Source organism: Streptomyces sp. AV19, from assembly GCF_015999245.1.
Taxonomy (GTDB): domain Bacteria; phylum Actinomycetota; class Actinomycetes; order Streptomycetales; family Streptomycetaceae; genus Streptomyces.
In genome coordinates this window covers 572,633-589,293 of sequence record NZ_JAEAMR010000007.1, presented here as the reverse complement: position 1 = coordinate 589,293, position 16,661 = coordinate 572,633, and the positions used below count along the sequence as shown (strand labels likewise).

Genomic DNA, 16,661 nt, shown 5'->3' with positions numbered 1-16,661 from the left:
GGGCACCTGGCTCACCGAGGACGTCCCGCAGCTGATCAAGGAGAACTTCCGCACGGTCAAGTCGCGCGACGGCTGGGCCTTCTTCGGCTCCTCCACCGGCGCCTCGGCCGGCCTGAAGTCCGTGCTGCAGAAACCGGACAAGTTCAAGGCCGTGATCGCCTCCGGCCCGGACATCGTCCCCGACTCCCTGCTGTGGAAGGGCCACGAGAAGGAGCGGGCGGACAACAACTCCAAGATGCTCGCCCAGCGGCTGACCGCCAAGGGCGGCCCCGAGGTGTACCTGGGCCTCCAGGTCGGCTCCACCGAGCCGGTCAAGCCGCCGATCGACGCGTTCGTCGCGAAGTACGGCAACAAGGGCCCGGTGAAGACGAAGTACCACGTCATCCAGGGCGGCCGGCACAACGCGGCCACCTACGTGCCCAACATGGAGAGCGGCGGCCTGATCCAGTGGATCAGCCGGCACATGCAGGGGCCGGTCGCCTGACCCGCCACGCCGCCGTCCCGCCGGAGCCCCGGCCCCCGCAACGGGGGCCGGGGCTCCGCCCGTTGCGGATCACGGCGCCAGCAGGTCCACCCGTACGTCGGCCGGGTAGCCCGTCGTCGGCCCGGTGCGCCGGGCGAACTCCGCCACGCCCTCCAGCTGCCGGGGCCCGAAGCGGAAGTCGAGCGTCGTGAAGTACCGCTCCAGCAGCGCCGCGTCGAACGCCTCCCAGCGCGCGGCCTGTTCGGCGACCTTGCCGACCTCCTCCAGGGACAGGTCCCGGGAGGCCAGGAACGCCTCGTGGACCTCGCGGACCGTCCGCGGCTCACGGGCGAGGTAGTCGCGCCGCACGGCCCACACGGCGAAGACGAACGGCAGCCCCGTCCACTCCTTCCACATCTGCCCCAGGTCGTGGACCTGCAGGCCCAGTTTGGGCGCGTAGTGCAGGGAGGCCCGCAGCGCGGCGTCGCCGATGAGCACGGCGGCGTCCGCCTCCTGCATCATCTGCCCCAGGTCGGGCGGGCAGGTGAAGAACTCGGGGTGCACCCCGAACCTCTCGGTGAGCAGCAGCTGGGCGAGGCGCACGGAGGTGCGCGAGGTGGAACCGAGGGCGACGCGCGCCCCGTCCAGCTTCTCCAGCGGCCCCTGGGAGACGATCACGCAGGACATCACAGGTCCGTCGCAGCCCACGGCGATGTCGGGGAGCGCGACCAACTCGTCGGAGTGGCGCAGGTACTCGACCAGCGTCACCGGGGCGATGTCGAGGTCCCCCCGAACGAGGGCCTCGCTGAGCTTCTCGGGGGTGTCCTTGGACAGTTCGAGGTCGAGCAGCGTCCCGGTCCGGGCCAGCCCCCAGTACAGGGGCAGGCAGTTGAGGAACTGGATGTGGCCGACGCGCGGACGGCTGCGGTGCCCCCGTCGCGGCGCTTCGGCTGGGGTCGGGGCGTCAGGTACTGAATTGTCCACATCCGGAGGCTAGCCCCGGCGCCGATGATCACTCCGGCCGGGGGTCGCGCCGACTTCTGCCCGACCAGCGAGCTTTTCCGGCTTTGCGGGGCCGAAAACCCACCTTGAGCGTGATCTTCGACTCTTTCGCCGCGAGAACTCTCCGTGCTACGCTCACCGCAAGTTGCAGTTTGGTTTCCCTTGCAGTACAGAGCCTGCGGAGCATGTAACCCGCAGGCTTTTGTAGTTTTCAGACTTCTCGCAGGTTCTGGAGCAGGGCAACCCTTTGGCCCATAGGAGGGCTTTATGGCTACCGGAACCGTGAAGTGGTTCAACGCTGAAAAGGGCTTTGGCTTCATCGCCCAGGACGGCGGGGGCCCCGACGTCTTCGTCCACTACTCCGCGATCAACGCCTCCGGCTTCCGCTCCCTCGAGGAGAACCAGCAGGTGAACTTCGACGTCACCCAGGGCCCGAAGGGCCCGCAGGCGGAGAACGTCACCCCCGTCTGACCGGAGCCGGTCGTCTCGCGACCGACGGCAGTACCCAAGGAGCCCCGTCCCCGGACGGGGCTCCTGCTCTTTGATCAGCAGCATCGCCGATCATGGATGCGACGGCGGGCCGGAGCATTCCCTTTCCCCCGCCGAACCGGCACATTCCCCGACGCCGCATTGCTTGACAGCGTCTTAACGCATTTCGTACAGCACATCGATTTTATCGACATACGTTCGAAATGATCCGTCCCGGAAATCCCGGGACCTCCGCTTCCTCCCGTGATTCAGCGCGGCCAGCGCCGGCCGCTCACCAGGTTCTCCAGGCCCACCCACGCCACGTTCATCAGCGTCTCCGCCGCCTCCCGCGCCGAGGGGACGATCTGACCCGCAGGGCCGTTCGCCGCGTCCGCGAGCGACTCGGCCGCGCCCACCAGCGCGTACGCCAGACCCGACGCCTCCCGTCCGTTCAGCGGCGGGGCATCCGGCGCCGCCCCGGCGGCCTCCTCGATCAGCCGGACGATGACGTCGACCACGCCCTCGCGCACCTCCGCCACGACCCCGGCGAAGGCCTCCCCGTGGCAGCGGGCCTGGCGGCTGAGCACGGCCCAGCCCTCGGGGTGCTCGGCGGTGTGGGCGAAGAAGGCGCGCAGGCTGTTCCAGAGCCGGCGCTCGGCGGGGTCCTCCGGCCGGGCGGCGGCCCGCACGGCCGCGAGGAGCACATCGGCCTCGCGCCGTATGCAGGTGGTGAAGAGGCCCTCCTTCGAGTTCAGATAGAGGTAGACGAGCGGCTTGGACGCACCGGCCAGCTCCGCGATCTCGTCCATGGACGCCGCGCTGTAGCCGCGCCGGGCGAAGACCCGCACGGCCGCGTCGAGCATCTGGCGCTCGCGCACCTCCCGGGGCATCCGTCTGGCCTTGGGTTTCGTCTGTGCAGTGGTCACATGTGCAGTGGTCACAACAAACATCCCTCCGCCCCCGCTACGTTACCGGCAGGTAATATCACGGAGGGGAGGGACGTCAAGGGTGGCCATCAGGCCGTAACGATCACTTGGCGAAGGTTTACGCCGTGGTCACCGCGGCCGGCTGCGGGGCGGGCTCGTCCCGGTCCAGACCGGAGGCGGAGACCGTGTCGTACGCGGTGCGGTCGAGGATCTTCTCCCGCGAGGCCACGATGATCGGGACGACCGACTGGCCGGCGACGTTGGTGGCGGTGCGGACCATGTCCACGATCGGGTCGATGGCCAGCAGCAGACCCACGCCCGCCATCGGCAGGCCCAGCGTGGACAGCGTCAGGGTGAGCATCACGGTGGCGCCGGTCAGGCCCGCGGTGGCGGCGGAGCCGATCACCGAGACGAAGGCGATGAGCAGGTAGTCCCGCAGCTCCAGCGGCACGTCGAAGACCTGCGCCACGAAGATCGAGGCGATGGCCGGGTAGATGGAGGCGCAGCCGTCCATCTTGGTCGTCGAGCCGAAGGGCACGGCGAACGCGGTGTACTCCTTGGGCACGCCCAGGCGCTCGGTGACCTTCTGGGTCAGCGGCATCGTGCCCACCGAGGAGCGGGAGACGAAGCCGAGCTGGATGGCGGGCCAGGCGCCCTTGAAGAACTGCAGCGGGTTGACCTTGGCGACGGTGGCCAGCAGCAGCGGGTAGACGACGAAGAGGACGATGGCGCAGCCGACGTAGATGTCGGCGGTGAACGTGGCGTACTTGCCGATCAGGTCCCAGCCGTACTTGTGGATGGCGTGGCCGACCAGGCCGAGGCTGCCCAGCGGGGCGAGCCGGATGACCCACCACAGCACCTTCTGCAGCAGCGTCAGCACGGACTCGCTGAGGTCCAGCAGCGGCTTGGCCTTCGCGCCGACCTGGAGGACGGCGACGCCGGCGACGGCGGCCATGAAGACGATCTGGAGCACGTTCAGCTGGGTGAACGGCGTGATGACGTCGGTGGGCACGATCCCGGTGATGAAGTCGAGCCAGGAGCCCTTCTTCTTGGGGTCGGCGCCGTCGGCCGCGGTGAGGCCGGTGCCCGACCCGGGGTCGGTGAGCAGGCCGATCGCCAGGCCGATGCCGACCGCGATCAGCGACGTGATCATGAACCAGAGCAGGGTGCGGGTCGCCAGCCGGGCGGCGTTGGAGACGTTCCGCAGATTGGTGATCGAGACGAGGATCGCGAAGAAGACGAGCGGGGCGATCACGACCATCAGCAGCTGGACGAAGATGTCGCCGATCTTGTCCAGGGTGGTCTGCAGCCAGCCGATGTCGCCGTTGCGGGCGATCCAGCCGAGCAGGGCGCCGAGGACGAGACCGAGCAGGATCTGGGCCCAGAAGGGCACCTTGGGTATCCGGCCGAGGGCGGAACGCAGCCCGGGGGACGGGGCCGTGGCGGCAGGGGGCGTCGATGACAACGGAAACTCCGGGGACAGACGGGGGCAAGAAGGGGGCGCGGGGCGCCGAAGGTCCGTACGTGCGGGATCTCCGGCCGCGTGATGCAGGTCGGCGGCGTTGCGCTGGTCAGCGGCGACAACAGGCCGCGGACGGACAGCGGCAAAGATCGACGTGCAGGCGCGCCACGAGCGCGGGACTCATGGGGATTCGGTGCGCTGCTGCTGTCTTCATGTCGATACGTTAACACTGCAACTTTGAGGAACCCAAAGGGTCTCTTTGGGTTCCGGCACCTTCCTGACACGAAAAAGCGCCGGTGGTCGGGCAAGGAGCGGCTGCTCCTTGCCCGACCACCGGCGCGATGTGACGAATAACGCCCTGGTGTCCGATTCGCCCCCGGTGAAGAGGCGGACGCTCAGTCCTCCTGGCCCGCGCTGGTCGTGAGCCGCGCCTTGGTGCGGTCGACGCGCTCGGCGACCTGCTCCGCCATGGCGTCCCGCTGCTTGCGCAGCAGCACCCAGCTCAGCGGCGCCGAGATGACGAGCGCGAGCAGCACCATCCAGAAGAGGTTGGAGTCGCCGACGCCCAGGGGGATCAGACCCGCCCAGCAGAGCACCCAGACCACGGCGAAGCTGGCGATGAGCAGGACGAATCGCATGGCGGTGTAGCGGAGCGAGGCGTACTTCTGGCTACTCACGGACGGACCTTCTTCGTAGGCGGCAACCAATCGGTCCCTACCAGTCAAGCACGACGAGGAGTGGATCAGGGCAGGGGGAGCCACATCAGGATCTCGTCGCGGTAGTCGTCACCGGGCAGCTTCAGTCCGGCCGGCACCCGTCCGACCTCCTTGAAGCCGGAGACCTCGTAGAAGCGCTCGGTGCCCGTGCCGCCGCGGACCACCAGGCGCAGCGCCTCCAGCCCGGCGTCGCGGGCCATGTCGACGGTCTCCCCGACCAGCCGGCGGCCGCGGCCCCCGCCCTGGAGCGAGGGGTCGACCATGACCAGGACGACCGTGGACCAGTGGGCCATCTTGAAGTCGTCGTTGGGCCGGAGGAACGCGGTGGCGGCCAGCCGCCCGTCCTCGTACCCGGCGAGCATCCGAATCCGGCCGGCGGCCACCGCGTCCAGCTGCTCCACCGCGGCCGGGCGGATCTCCTCCTCGGTCACCGGCGGCACGAAGCCGACCGCCCCGCCGGCCTGTGTGACGTCGAACCAGAGCCGGAGGAACTCCTCGCGGAGCCGTGGGGTGATCTGGGGGTCGCGGACGAAGGTAAGTGCCATGGAGCCGATGCAAGCATTACCGGCCCGGAGCGGGCAAGAGTGATCCCCGGTGCAAGCACCGGGGATTGTCAGGTCACTCCACGGATCCGGGTCAGACCCGCATCGGCTGCGGCGACTCGCGGCGGTCGGCGTCCGGGCCGTCGTACTCCCGGATGACCTCGTAGCGGGTGTTGCGCTCGGCCGGGCGGAAGCCGGCGTCGCGGATCAGCTCCAGCAGGTCGTCGCGGGTCAGCTTGTTCGGCGTGCCGTAGTTGTCCGCGTCGTGCGTGATCTTGTACTCGACGACCGAGCCGTCCATGTCGTCGGCGCCGTGCTGGAGCGCGAGCTGCGCGGTCTGCAGGCCGTGCATCACCCAGAAGACCTTGACGTGCGGGACGTTGTCGAACAGCAGCCGGGAGACCGCGAAGGTCTTCAGCGCCTCCGCGCCGGTGGCCATGGAGGTCCGCGCCTGGAGCCGGTTGCGGATCTTGCCGTCCTTCATGTCCACGAAGTCGTGCTGGTAGCGCAGCGGGATGAAGACCTGGAAGCCGCCGGTCTCGTCCTGGAGCTCGCGCAGCCGCAGCACGTGGTCCACCCGGTGGCGCGGCTCCTCGATGTGGCCGTAGAGCATCGTGCACGGACCCTTGAGGCCCTTCTCGTGCGCGAGCCGGTGGATGCGCGACCAGTCCTCCCAGTGGGTCTCGTGGTCGACGATGTGCTGCCGGACCTCCCAGTCGAAGATCTCCGCGCCGCCGCCGGTCAGCGACTCCAGACCGGCGTCGATCAGCTCGTCGAGGATCTCGGAGGCGGGCATCCCGGAGATCTTCTCGAAGTGGTGGATCTCGGTGGCGGTGAACGCCTTCAGGGAGACCTGCGGCAGCGCCTCCTTGAGCGCCTTCAGCGAGCGCGGGTAGTAGCGCCAGGGGAGCGTGGGGTGCAGGCCGTTGACGATGTGCAGCTCGGTGAGGTGGTCGTTCTCCATGGCCTTGGCCAGGCGGACGGCCTCCTCGATGCGCATCGTGTACGCGTCCTTCTCGCCCGGCTTGCGCTGGAACGAGCAGTAGGCGCACGAGGCGGTGCACACATTGGTCATGTTGAGGTGGCGGTTGACGTTGAACAGCACGGTGTCGCCGTTCTCGCGCGTGCGCACCTCGTGGGCCAGGCCGCCGAGCCAGGCGAGGTCGTCGGACCCGTAGAGCGCGATGCCGTCCTCGCGGGTCAGCCGCTCACCGGCGCGAACCTTCTCCTCCAGCTCACGCTTGAGCCCCGCGTCCATCCGCCTCGCCTCTCCTCGTCCAGTCCGGCCCGGTCGAGCCTACTCCCCCGTTCTCAGATGCCCTCGGGCAGCTCTCCCACCCGGTTCTCCCACTTGGTGGAGAGCACGATCGTGGTGCGGGTGCGGCTGACCCCCTTGGTCCCCGACAGCCGGCGGATGGTGCGCTCCAGCCCGTCCACGTCGCCGACGCGCACCTTGAGCATGTACGAGTCGTCGCCCGCGATGAACCAGCAGTCCTCGATCTCCTCCAGGTCGCGCAGCCGGCGCGCCACGTCCTCGTGGTCGGCGGAGTCCGAGAGCTGGAGACCGATCAGCGCGGTGACCCCGAGACCCAGCGAGGTGGCGTCGACGGTCGCGCGGTAGCCCGTGATGACCCCCGCGGCCTCCAGCCGGTTGATCCGGTCCGTGACGCTCGGGCCGGACAGGCCGACGAGCCTGCCGAGCTCCGCGTACGAGGCCCGGCCGTTCTCCCGGAGGGCCTGGATGAGCTGCCTGTCCACCGCGTCCATGGCTGGAACCTTTCAATAATCAGCGAACTTGCCGTCTTGCATGTAGAATCTAAGGCATCGGGGGCGTGAGACCCCGAAAATCTTTCACCGAACGTTCACGGCACCAACGATCCTTCAGGAGATGAACCCCGTGTACTCGATCGAGATGGCCTACGCCCGCATGCGTGAGCTGCAGGACCTGGCCAACCGCTCGCGTGCCCACCTGCCCGCCGCCGTCCGCCGCGCCGAGGCCGCCGAGGCCCGCGCGCGCCGCGCGAAGAAGCGTTAACCCCCCTCCGGGGAGCGGCCCGAACCGAGCTCCCCCTTCCACCGGCGGTAGTACCGGTGCGGCACCCCCGCCGCGTCCAGCACCCGCCCGGCGACGAAGTCCACCAGATCCTGGATGTGAGTCGCCCCCGCGTAGAACGCCGGAGAGGCGGGCAGCACGACCGCGCCCGCCTCGTCGAGCGCCACCAGCTGCCTGAGCGTCTGACCGCTCAACGGGGTCTCCCGCACCGCAACCACCAACGGCCGCCGCTCCTTGAGCGTCACGCTCGCCGCCCGCTGCAGCAGATCCTTCGACAGCCCCAGCGCCACACCGGCCACACAGGCCGTGCTCGCCGGCACGATCAGCATCCCCTTGACCGGGTACGAGCCCGACGACGGCCCGGCCGCCAGGTCCCCGGCCCGCCAGTACCGCACCCGTGAGACGTCCGCCTCGAACGTGTGCGGCTTCCCGTCGGCCCCCAGCGACAGCCACTCGCGCAGGTCGTCCCGCCAGTGCGTGTCACGGAACGACAGCCCCGTCTCGTCCAGCAGGGTCAGCCGCGAGGCCCGGCTGACCACCAGATCCACGTCCTCGCCCGCGGTCAGCAGCCCCCGCACCACGGCGGCCGCGTACGGCGTCCCGGACGCGCCGGAGACGCCGACCACCCACGGCCGGCGCTCCGTTCGTTGCGTTGCGTGTTCGTACGGCTCCACGGGGCCGAGCCTAACCGGAGGGGTCCATGGAGACGTGAACAAGGGCGGCCACGGGCCCCGGCCCCGCAGACGCGGGGTCGGCCGCCCGGAGCGGGCGTTCTTCACGGTGAACGGCGATCCCCGCACGAGCGGGGCCGATGAGCCGGAGGCCTCCCGCCCGCAGCGGTGTTCCGGCCGCTACGGGCGGGAGGCAGCCCAAAGGGTCACCAGCCCAAGCCGCGGTTGACGAGATCCGCCAGGGCGAACAGGAAGAGTGCGATGCCGATGACGCCATTGACCGTGAAGAACGCACGGTTCAACCGCGACAGGTCGTGCGGCCGCACGATCGTGTGCTCGTACACGAACGCGACGGCGACCACCGTCATGCCCACCCAGAAGAACGCCCCGGCGTGCACCATCAGCCCGTACCAGACCAGCAGCGCCGTGGTGATCACATGGCAGACCCGGGCGCCGTACAGCGCGGCCGGGATGCCGAAGCGGGCCGGGGTCGACTTCACGCCGTGCGCGCGGTCGGCGGCCACGTCCTGGCAGCCGAAGATCAGGTCGAAGCCGCCGATCCAGATGCCCACCGCGAGGCCCAGGACCACCGCGTCGTTCGACCACGACCCCGTCACCGCCAGCCAGGCGCCCACCGGGCCCATCGCCTGGGCCAGGCCCAGGATCGCGTGCGGGAAGTCGGTGAAGCGCTTGCCGTACGGATAGACCACCATCGGGATCACCGCGATCGGCGCCAGCGCCAGGCACAGCGGGTTGAGCAGCCCCGCCGCGCCCAGGAAGACGACCACCGCCACCAGGGCGCCGGTCCAGGCCGAGCGCACCGAGACCGCGCCGGTGACCAGCTCGCGGCCGGCCGTGCGCGGGTTACGGGCGTCGATCTCGCGGTCGATGATGCGGTTGCAGGCCATGGCGAAGGTGCGCAGGCCCACCATCGCGACGGTGACCAGGAAGAGCTTCCACCAGTCGACGCGCCCGTCCTGCCGGAACATCGCCGTCAGGGAGGCGATGTAGGCGAAGGGCAGCGCGAAGACGGAGTGCTCGATCATCACGAGCCGGAGGAACGCGCGGGTGCGCCCCGGGCTCGGTGCCGCCGCGGCGGAGGCGCTCACAGCCCGTACTCCGGATCACCCCCGCGGAGGCGGGGAAACCCCGGCTCCGCGCTGCCACCGGCCATCATGTCGCGGCCCCTCACAGTCCGTACTCCTTCCAGCGCTTCGTCACCCGATCGGCGACTTCCGGGTCGGAGACGACCATTTCCGGCCATCCGCCGTCCCGTGTATAGCCCTCCCCGGTCCACTTCGCCGTCGCGTCGATGCCCGCCTTGCCGCCCCAGAACTGCTGGTACGAGGCATGGTCGAGGTGGTCGACCGGGCCCTCGACGACGGTGAGGTCCCGCGCGTAGTCCACGTTGCCGAGCGCGCGCCAGGAGACCTCGTGCAGGTTGCGGACGTCGCAGTCCGCGTCCACGATCACGATCAGCTTGGTCAGCGACATCATGTGCGCGCCCCAGATCGCGTGCATCACCTTCTGGGCGTGCTTGGGGTACTTCTTGTCGATCGAGACGATCGCGCAGTTGTGGAACCCGCCGGACTCCGGCAGGTGGTAGTCCACGATGTCCGGCACGACGATCTTCAGCAGCGGCAGGAAGAAACGCTCCGTCGCACGGCCGAGCGGCCCGTCCTCCGTCGGCGGCCGGCCGACCACGATCGACTGGAGCAGCGGGCGGCGCCGCATGGTGACGCAGTCGATGGTGAGCGCGGGGAAGTCCTCCTGCGGCGTGTAGAAGCCGGTGTGGTCGCCGAACGGCCCCTCCGGGAGCATGCGTCCGGGCTCCAGCCAGCCCTCCAGGACCACCTCGGCGCTGGCCGGGACCTGGAGCGGAACGGTCTTGCAGTCCACCATGTCGACCCGCTTGCCCTGGATGAACCCGGCGAGCAGGTACTCGTCGATGTCCCCGGGCAGCGGCGCGGTGGAGGCGTAGGTGACGGCCGGCGGGCAGCCGAAGGCGATGGCGACCGGCAGCCGCTCCCCGCGCTTCGCGGCGACCTGGTAGTGGTTGCGGCTGTCCTTGTGGATCTGCCAGTGCATCCCGATGGTGCGCTTGTCGTGGCGCTGGAGCCGGTAGAGACCCAGGTTGCGGACGCCGGTCTCGGGGTGCTTGGTGTGCGTGAGGCCGAGGTTGAAGAAGGAGCCGCCGTCCTCGGGCCAGGTGAAGAGCGCGGGCAGCGCGTCGAGGTCCACGTCGTCGCCGGTGAGGACCACTTCCTGGACGGGCGCGTCCTTCACCTTGCGCGGCGGGACGTGCGCCATCGCGCCCAGCTTGCCGAAGGCCTCCCGGAAGCCGACGAAGCCCTGCGGCAGCTCCGGCTTGAGGAGTCCGCCGATCTTCTCGCCGATCTCCTCGTAGGACTTCAGCCCCAGTGCCTTGAGCAGCCGCCGGTCGGTCCCGAAGACGTTCATGGCCAGCGGCATCGCCGACCCCTTGACGTCCTCGAAGAGCAGCGCGGGCCCGCCGGCCTTGTTCACCCGGTCGGTGATCTCCCCGACTTCGAGGTGGGGGTCGACTTCGGCCTTGACGCGCTTGAGGTCGCCGTCGCGCTCGAGTGCTCTGAGGAACGAGCGGAGATCGTCGTAAGCCATGCGTTCCAGTATCGAGCACGCACTACCCTGGCCTTGTCACGGGGCCGCGACGCGGCCCGCAGCCGCTCTCCGGGGGTCCGTCGGCCAATGCTCAGGTATCTGCCGTTCCTGCTGGTCCTGGCCTTGTGGATCTACTCCTTCATCGACTGCCTGAACACCCCCGAGAAAGAGGTCCGCAAGCTGCCCAAGGCGGCGTGGGTGATCATCATTCTCCTCTTCGGCGAGGTGCTGCTGGGCCCGGTCGCCTGGCTCGCGGTGGGCCGCCCGCGCGCGGGGACGAAGGCGTACGGGCGCGGGGGCGTCGGCAGCGGGGGCAGCGGCGGCTGGGTGGCACCCGACGACAACCCCGAGTTCCTCCGCTCGCTGGGCAAGGACCGCAAGCCGGGCACGGACGGCGACGAGCGCGGCTGAGCGGACGGGCACGGCCGGGCGGCGGGCCCGTTCGGGGGCCCCGGCTCCTCCCGACGGCCCAGCGGGCCATCGCTCGATCGGGTAATACGATCAACTCACTGCCGCACTCCCGTTTCCCAACTCCCCTCCTTTCACGGCCAGTTGACGGACCGTTCACCCGCACCCCCCTGCCCCCGGCACTGCCGGGCCGGAAGGGTCGTAGCGGCCACACTGTGGCCTGACACGACCTCAGGGCCTCAGGGAGGGCGCATGCCCGGGTACATGAGCAGGCGAAGACTCCTCGGTTCGGCCGCCGGCGCGGCGGGCGGCGCCGCGCTGGCGCTGCTGCCGCCCAGCGTGCAGCGGGCCGTGGCGGCGGGCCCGGCCGGGCAGGGGTCCCTGAGGGACATCAAGCACGTGGTCATGCTGATGCAGGAGAACCGGTCGTTCGACCACTACTTCGGCACCCTCAAGGGCGTGCGCGGCTTCGCCGACCCGGACGCCCTGCGGCTCTCCACCGGCCGGAGCGTCTTCCACCAGCCGGACCCCGAGAACCCCAAGGGCTATCTGCTCCCCTTCCGCCTCGACACCCGCCGCACCAGCGCCCAGGCCATCCCCTCCACCAGCCACGCCTGGTCCGTCCAGCACGAGGCGTGGAACGGCGGGCGGATGGACCGCTGGCTGCCCGCCCACCGCAAGGCCGACGGCAGGAACGGGCCGTACGTGATGGGCTACCACACCCGCGAGGACATCCCCTTCCAGTTCGCCCTCGCCGAGGCGTTCACCCTCTGCGACGCCTACCACTGCTCGGTCTTCGGTCCCACCTGGCCGAATCGCCTCTACTGGATGACCGGCACCATCGACCCCGGCGGCACCAGGGGCGGCCCGGTCATCAACAACACCATGCCCTCGCCGTACCGCTGGACCACCTATGCCGAGCGGCTCCAGAGGGCCGGCATCAGCTGGCGGGTGTACCAGCAGGAGGACAACTACGGCTGCAACATGCTGGAGTGGTTCCGGAGTTTCCGGGACGCGCGGCCGGGCGACCCGCTGTACGAGCGCGGGATGCGGCGGCTGCCGGAGGGCACGTTCGAGGACGACGCCCGCAACGACCGGCTGCCGGCGGTCTCCTGGATCATCCCCACCGGGCCGGCGTCCGAGCACCCGGACTCCCTGCCGGCGGCGGGGGCGGACTTCGTGGCGAAGAAGATCGAGGCGATCGCCGACAACCCCGAGGTGTGGGCCAAGACCGTCTTCATCCTCAACTACGACGAGAACGACGGCCTCTTCGACCACGTCCCGCCGCCGGTGCCGCCGAAGGGCACGAAGGACGAGTTCGTCGGCGGGCTGCCGATCGGGGGCGGCTTCCGGGTGCCGTGCCTGATCGTGTCCCCGTGGACGGTGGGGGGCTGGGCGGCGGGCGAGACGTTCGACCACACGTCGGCGCTGCGGTTCCTGGAGCGGTGGACGGGGGTGCGCGAGCCCAACATCAGCGCGTGGCGGCGGCGGACGTTCGGCGACCTGACGTCGGCGTTCGGCTTCGCGGCGCCGGCGACGCGGGCGCCGCGGCTGCCGCGGCGGACGGAGCGGGAGCTGGAGGAGGCGCGGTGGGAGGTTTCGCACCTGCCCAAGCCGGTGCTGCCGGGGGCGGCGCAGAGGCTTCCCGAGCAGGAGCGCGGCTCGCGGCCGCGGCGGTGAGGGGTTTGCTCCCCGCCCCGCCCTTTCACCGTTTCCTCGCGCTCCGCGCGGGTGTCCTCAAACGCCGGACGGGCTTTAACGCCGGACGGGCTTTATGGAAGCTCCCGCTTCCCCTGCTCGTACTCCCCCCGCAGCGCCTGCCACCGCTCCACGCTCCACGTCGGCCAGTTGGCCGGATGCCCCGCCAGGGCCTGCAGCAGGTACTCGAAGTGGTGGTGCCATCCGGCCAGGCAGTCGAGCCGCTCGTCGTCCGTCCCCGGCATCTCGTTCGTGAAGTGCAGCAGCGTCCCGCCGACGCTCGCCGGCGCCCGCTCCAGCTCGAAGCGGATCCGGCCGTGCACCTCGACGGTGTACTCGGCCACCGACGGCGGCTCCCAGGCGGTCACCCGGCCGGGCGCGACCGTCCCCGTGCCCTCCGGACCGGCCGCGTTGAGCCAGCGCAGCGTGATCGCCCCGCCCTCCCGCCGCTCGAAGGGCTCCGCCGCGGCCAGCCACGTCGGCAGCCCCTCGGACGTCGCGACGGCGTCCCACACCCGCTCCGGCGGATACGGCAACGACAGCTCGTAACGGAGGGTGTGGACGTCGCCGTGGGTCTCCGAGGCCCCGTACGGGGACGGTATCTCCATGCCACCAGCACACCACGGCGGCCCGTCGCTCGCCTCCCGAGCGACGGGCCGCCGTGGAAAAGGGGAGCCGGCTCAGACGCCGGAGTAGGAGTGCTTTCCGCCGAAGAGGAAGTTGACCCCGTAGTAGTTGAAGATGTAGCAGCCGAACGCGGCCAGGGCGAGGTAGGCGGCCTTGCGGCCCTTCCAGCCGGCGGTGGCGCGGGCGTGCAGGTAGGACGCGTAGGCGACCCAGGTGATGAAGGACCAGACCTCCTTGGGGTCCCAGCCCCAGTAGCGGCCCCACGCCGCCTCGGCCCAGATCGCGCCCGCGATGATCGTGAACGTCCACAGCGGGAAGACGGTCGCGTTGATCCGGTAGCCGAACTTGTCGAGCGTGGCGGAGGCCGGCATCCGGGTCAGGGCGTTGTCGTAGGCCATGTGGAAGCGGACGCCCAGGCGCATGCTCAGGGGGGCGTCGGACGGCAGACCCCTGAGCTTCTTCTCCAGCACGCCGGGGCCGGTCTTGCCGGCCGCCAGCCGCAGCTCGTAGCCGTCGCGCAGCCGGTAGAAGAACGTGGAGACGGCGCCCACGTACAGCGCGGCACCGGAGAGGATCGCGCAGGAGACGTGGATCCACAGCCAGTACGAGTGCAGCGCGGGGACGAGCTGGTCGCTCTCGGTGTAGAGGACGGAGACGGCCAGGCCCAGGTCGAGCAGGATCGTGGTCACCACCGGCAGGCCCAGCCAGCGGACGTTCTTCTTCGCGGCCAGCAGGCCGAGGTAGACGCCCACGGCGCACATGCCGAAGGTGATCGAGAACTCGTACATGTTGCCCCACGGCGCCCGCTCCACGGACAGGGCGCGGGTGAGCACCCCGCCCGCGTGCAGGGCGAAGGACAGCACGGTCAGCGAGATCGCGATGCGGCCGTACAGGTCGCCCTTCGCGCTGGTGCCGGCGGCGCCGGGGCCGTCCGGGACGTCGTCCCGGGAGCCGGGGGCCGACCGGGTGACGACCTTGGGCCGCTCCAGCACCGCCGTACCGCCGCCGGCCTTGTCGACCTTGACGGAGACCGCGGCGGCGGTCCGCTGCGCCTCCGTGGTGATCGCCGCCGCGGTGCGGCCGACGGCGCTGCGGCTGCCGAAGACCCACTCCGTGATGTGTGCGAGGAAGGCGAGGGTGTAGACGGCCATCGCCGAATAGATCAGCACATTGCTGGTATTGGCCAGGTTCTCGTTGGCCGCGGCAGCGAGGTTCACGCGCGCGCTCCTTCGGAGGATTCGGAGGGTTCGGCAGGTCGTTCCGGCTTGTCGGCGGGCTCCTCGGCGGGCTCGTCGGCAACAGGGGGTGCTGCGGGCTGCAGGGCGGCGGCGATGTCCGCGAGCTCCTCGGGCACCTTCGCCGATTCGCTGCGGCCGAGGCCGCCCAGCTCCACGACGGTACGCCCGTCGGCGCCGCGCACCGCGCGCACCCACACCCGGCGGCGCTGCACGAACAGCGACGCGGCCACGCCCACGATGGCGGCGATGGCACCGGCCAGCGCGGGCCCGTCGCCCGGCTTGTGGGAGATCTGGAAGGTGGCCCAGCTCCTGATGCCCTCGAACTTCAGGGTGCCCGCGCCGTTCGGGAGCGTCATGGTCTCGCCCGGCTTGAGCGCCCGGTAGAAGGCCCGGTCACCCTCCTTGAACTGCTTCATCTTGGAGATGTCGAGCTTGTACACGCTCTGCGGCACGCCCGAGTCGATGCCGAGGCTGCCGTGGTAGGCGGTGAGCACCAGCGCCGGATTGTCCAGGGCCGGGAACTGGGAGAACGGCCCGATCCGCGGGTCGAACGTCGGGACGAAGTAGCCGGTGAAGCCGAGCTGGTCCTTCTTCCCGTCCTTGTCCAGGTAGTCCGGCACCTTGAGCACGGTCGTCTCGGTGACGTTGTTGTCCAGCGGCAGCGAGGCCACCGCGCCCTGGTAGGCGATGTTGCCCTTGCCGTCGCGGACGGTGACCTTGGGCGCGTAGCCGTGGCCCTGGAGGTAGACCTTGGAACCGCCGATCTCCAGCGGCTCGTTCACCTTGATCGTGGTGTCGCGCTTCTCGCCGTCGGAGCCGTTCCAGTACGTCACGTGCGCGCGGTAGTCGCGCGGGGTGCCCCGCTGCGGGCCGGTGCGCTCGTAGGTCCCGCTGAAGCCGTTGAGCGTGAAGCCGAACGGCGGCAGGTCGTCCGGCGAGAAGAACGAGCCGGACCTGAAGTCGTCGTACTGGGTGAGCGTGTTGGAGAAGCCGTCGCCCTCGACGACGAGCTTGCCGCCCTCGTACTTCCACAGCTGCGCGGAGGCGAAGGCCACCAGCATCACGATCAGCGAGACGTGGAAGAGCAGGTTGCCCGCCTCGCGCAGGAAGCCCTTCTCCGCCGAGACGGCGTTGCCGTCCACGGCCGTCCGGAACCACTTGCGCTTGAGCTCCTTCCGCGCCGCCGCCAGCACCTGCTCGGGGTCGGCGTCGGTCTTCCAGCCGGTGTGCGCCGGCAGCCTGTCGAAGCGGTGCGGCGCCTTCGGCGGGCGGGCCCGCAGCTGGCCGACGAACTGCCAGGTGCGCGGGACGATGCAGCCGATCAGCGAGACGAACAGCAGGATGTAGACCGCGGAGAACCACACCGAGCTGTAGACGTGGAAGAGCTGGAGCTTCTCGTAGACCGGCGTCAGCGTCTTGTGCGCTTCCTTCCAGCTGTCGGCCTTCATCGAGTCGACGCTGGTCTGCGGGATGAGCGAGCCGGGGATGGTCGCGAGCGAGAGCAGCAGCAGCAGGATCAGCGCGACCCGCATCGAGGTCAGCTGCCGCCAGAACCAGCGCAGCCAGCCGGTGACCTCCCGGCCGGTCCAGGCCAGCCACCCCAGGGCGCCGGGCTCCCGGACACCCCCGAACGAGCCGGGGACGGACTGGGCCTTCTCCTCGACCGGCGCCGTGGACATCCGGGCACCGGCGGCCGCCTCGTCCTCGGGGGCCTCGGGGGCGGGCGTGCTTTCAGTCTTGGACATCG

The 16,661-nt window shown here is 70.2% G+C and carries 18 protein-coding genes; 5 read left to right on the top strand and 13 right to left on the bottom strand.

Annotated elements, in window-relative coordinates; translation table 11 throughout:
- The coding region (locus tag I5Q34_RS12290) for an alpha/beta hydrolase-fold protein (RefSeq protein WP_234428735.1) at positions 1-484 on the top strand (484 nt) is incomplete at its 5' end.
- A 69-nt stretch (positions 485-553) separates the two neighbouring features.
- Here the strand turns inward: I5Q34_RS12290 and I5Q34_RS12285 are convergent.
- Positions 554-1,447, bottom strand: a complete 894-nt coding sequence (locus tag I5Q34_RS12285; protein ID WP_199892230.1) for a menaquinone biosynthetic enzyme MqnA/MqnD family protein — start codon at positions 1,445-1,447, stop codon at positions 554-556.
- A gap of 285 nt (positions 1,448-1,732) precedes the next feature.
- Between I5Q34_RS12285 and I5Q34_RS12280 the strand changes: the two genes are divergently transcribed.
- Entirely contained in the window at positions 1,733-1,936 is a 204-nt protein-coding gene (locus I5Q34_RS12280; protein ID WP_003984261.1) for a cold-shock protein, read from the top strand.
- 266 nt (positions 1,937-2,202) lie between these two features.
- Here I5Q34_RS12280 and I5Q34_RS12275 read toward each other — a convergent pair whose 3' ends face one another.
- The 6 genes from I5Q34_RS12275 to I5Q34_RS12250 all read right to left on the bottom strand — a co-directional run bounded on the left by I5Q34_RS12275 (position 2,203) and on the right by I5Q34_RS12250 (position 7,346).
- Positions 2,203-2,883, bottom strand: coding sequence for a TetR/AcrR family transcriptional regulator (locus tag I5Q34_RS12275; protein ID WP_374193002.1), 681 nt, complete (start codon positions 2,881-2,883; stop codon positions 2,203-2,205).
- A gap of 94 nt (positions 2,884-2,977) precedes the next feature.
- Positions 2,978-4,324, bottom strand: a complete 1,347-nt coding sequence (locus I5Q34_RS12270; protein ID WP_199892229.1) for a dicarboxylate/amino acid:cation symporter — start codon at positions 4,322-4,324, stop codon at positions 2,978-2,980.
- Between the two features lie 392 nt (positions 4,325-4,716).
- Positions 4,717-4,998, bottom strand: coding sequence for a DUF4229 domain-containing protein (locus I5Q34_RS12265; RefSeq protein ID WP_199892228.1), 282 nt, complete (start codon positions 4,996-4,998; stop codon positions 4,717-4,719).
- A 65-nt stretch (positions 4,999-5,063) separates the two neighbouring features.
- Entirely contained in the window at positions 5,064-5,582 is a 519-nt protein-coding gene (locus tag I5Q34_RS12260; protein WP_199892227.1) for a GNAT family N-acetyltransferase, read from the bottom strand.
- 91 nt (positions 5,583-5,673) lie between these two features.
- The gene (mqnE, locus tag I5Q34_RS12255; protein ID WP_199892226.1) at positions 5,674-6,837 is read right to left on the bottom strand and encodes an aminofutalosine synthase MqnE; all 1,164 of its coding nucleotides are present in this window, start codon (positions 6,835-6,837) and stop codon (positions 5,674-5,676) included.
- 53 nt (positions 6,838-6,890) lie between these two features.
- Positions 6,891-7,346, bottom strand: coding sequence for an Lrp/AsnC family transcriptional regulator (locus tag I5Q34_RS12250; protein ID WP_199892225.1), 456 nt, complete (start codon positions 7,344-7,346; stop codon positions 6,891-6,893).
- 121 nt (positions 7,347-7,467) lie between these two features.
- Between I5Q34_RS12250 and I5Q34_RS12245 the strand changes: the two genes are divergently transcribed.
- Complete coding sequence (locus tag I5Q34_RS12245) at positions 7,468-7,614, top strand: hypothetical protein (RefSeq protein ID WP_199892224.1); 147 nt, start codon at positions 7,468-7,470, stop codon at positions 7,612-7,614.
- Here the strand turns inward: I5Q34_RS12245 and I5Q34_RS12240 are convergent.
- The 3 genes from I5Q34_RS12240 to I5Q34_RS12230 all read right to left on the bottom strand — a co-directional run bounded on the left by I5Q34_RS12240 (position 7,611) and on the right by I5Q34_RS12230 (position 10,943).
- The gene (locus tag I5Q34_RS12240) at positions 7,611-8,306 is read right to left on the bottom strand and encodes a UbiX family flavin prenyltransferase (protein ID WP_277965246.1); all 696 of its coding nucleotides are present in this window, start codon (positions 8,304-8,306) and stop codon (positions 7,611-7,613) included. The genes I5Q34_RS12245 and I5Q34_RS12240 overlap by 4 nt on opposite strands.
- A gap of 203 nt (positions 8,307-8,509) precedes the next feature.
- Entirely contained in the window at positions 8,510-9,412 is a 903-nt protein-coding gene (gene mqnP, locus I5Q34_RS12235; protein ID WP_199892223.1) for a menaquinone biosynthesis prenyltransferase MqnP, read from the bottom strand.
- A 79-nt stretch (positions 9,413-9,491) separates the two neighbouring features.
- Entirely contained in the window at positions 9,492-10,943 is a 1,452-nt protein-coding gene (locus tag I5Q34_RS12230) for a menaquinone biosynthesis decarboxylase (RefSeq protein ID WP_199892222.1), read from the bottom strand.
- Between the two features lie 87 nt (positions 10,944-11,030).
- Here I5Q34_RS12230 and I5Q34_RS12225 point away from each other — a divergent pair, with 87 nt between their 5' ends.
- Together I5Q34_RS12225 and I5Q34_RS12220 are read left to right on the top strand one after the other, a co-directional pair.
- Positions 11,031-11,354, top strand: a complete 324-nt coding sequence (locus I5Q34_RS12225; protein WP_199892221.1) for a PLD nuclease N-terminal domain-containing protein — start codon at positions 11,031-11,033, stop codon at positions 11,352-11,354.
- Between the two features lie 261 nt (positions 11,355-11,615).
- The gene (locus tag I5Q34_RS12220) at positions 11,616-13,031 is read left to right on the top strand and encodes a phosphocholine-specific phospholipase C (RefSeq protein ID WP_199892921.1); all 1,416 of its coding nucleotides are present in this window, start codon (positions 11,616-11,618) and stop codon (positions 13,029-13,031) included.
- 92 nt (positions 13,032-13,123) lie between these two features.
- Here the strand turns inward: I5Q34_RS12220 and I5Q34_RS12215 are convergent, their stop codons facing one another.
- The 3 genes from I5Q34_RS12215 to I5Q34_RS12205 form a co-directional block, all read right to left on the bottom strand.
- The gene (locus tag I5Q34_RS12215) at positions 13,124-13,657 is read right to left on the bottom strand and encodes an SRPBCC domain-containing protein (protein WP_199892220.1); all 534 of its coding nucleotides are present in this window, start codon (positions 13,655-13,657) and stop codon (positions 13,124-13,126) included.
- Positions 13,658-13,729: 72 nt separating this feature from the next.
- A complete protein-coding gene (ccsB, locus tag I5Q34_RS12210) occupies positions 13,730-14,893 on the bottom strand; it encodes a c-type cytochrome biogenesis protein CcsB (RefSeq protein ID WP_199892219.1) in 1,164 nt (387 codons plus the stop codon).
- On the bottom strand, positions 14,890-16,659 hold the full coding sequence (locus tag I5Q34_RS12205) for a cytochrome c biogenesis protein ResB (protein ID WP_199892218.1): 1,770 nt from the start codon (positions 16,657-16,659) through the stop codon (positions 14,890-14,892). The genes ccsB and I5Q34_RS12205 overlap by 4 nt, the downstream gene beginning before the upstream one ends.
- Between the last annotated feature and the right edge of the window lie 2 nt (positions 16,660-16,661).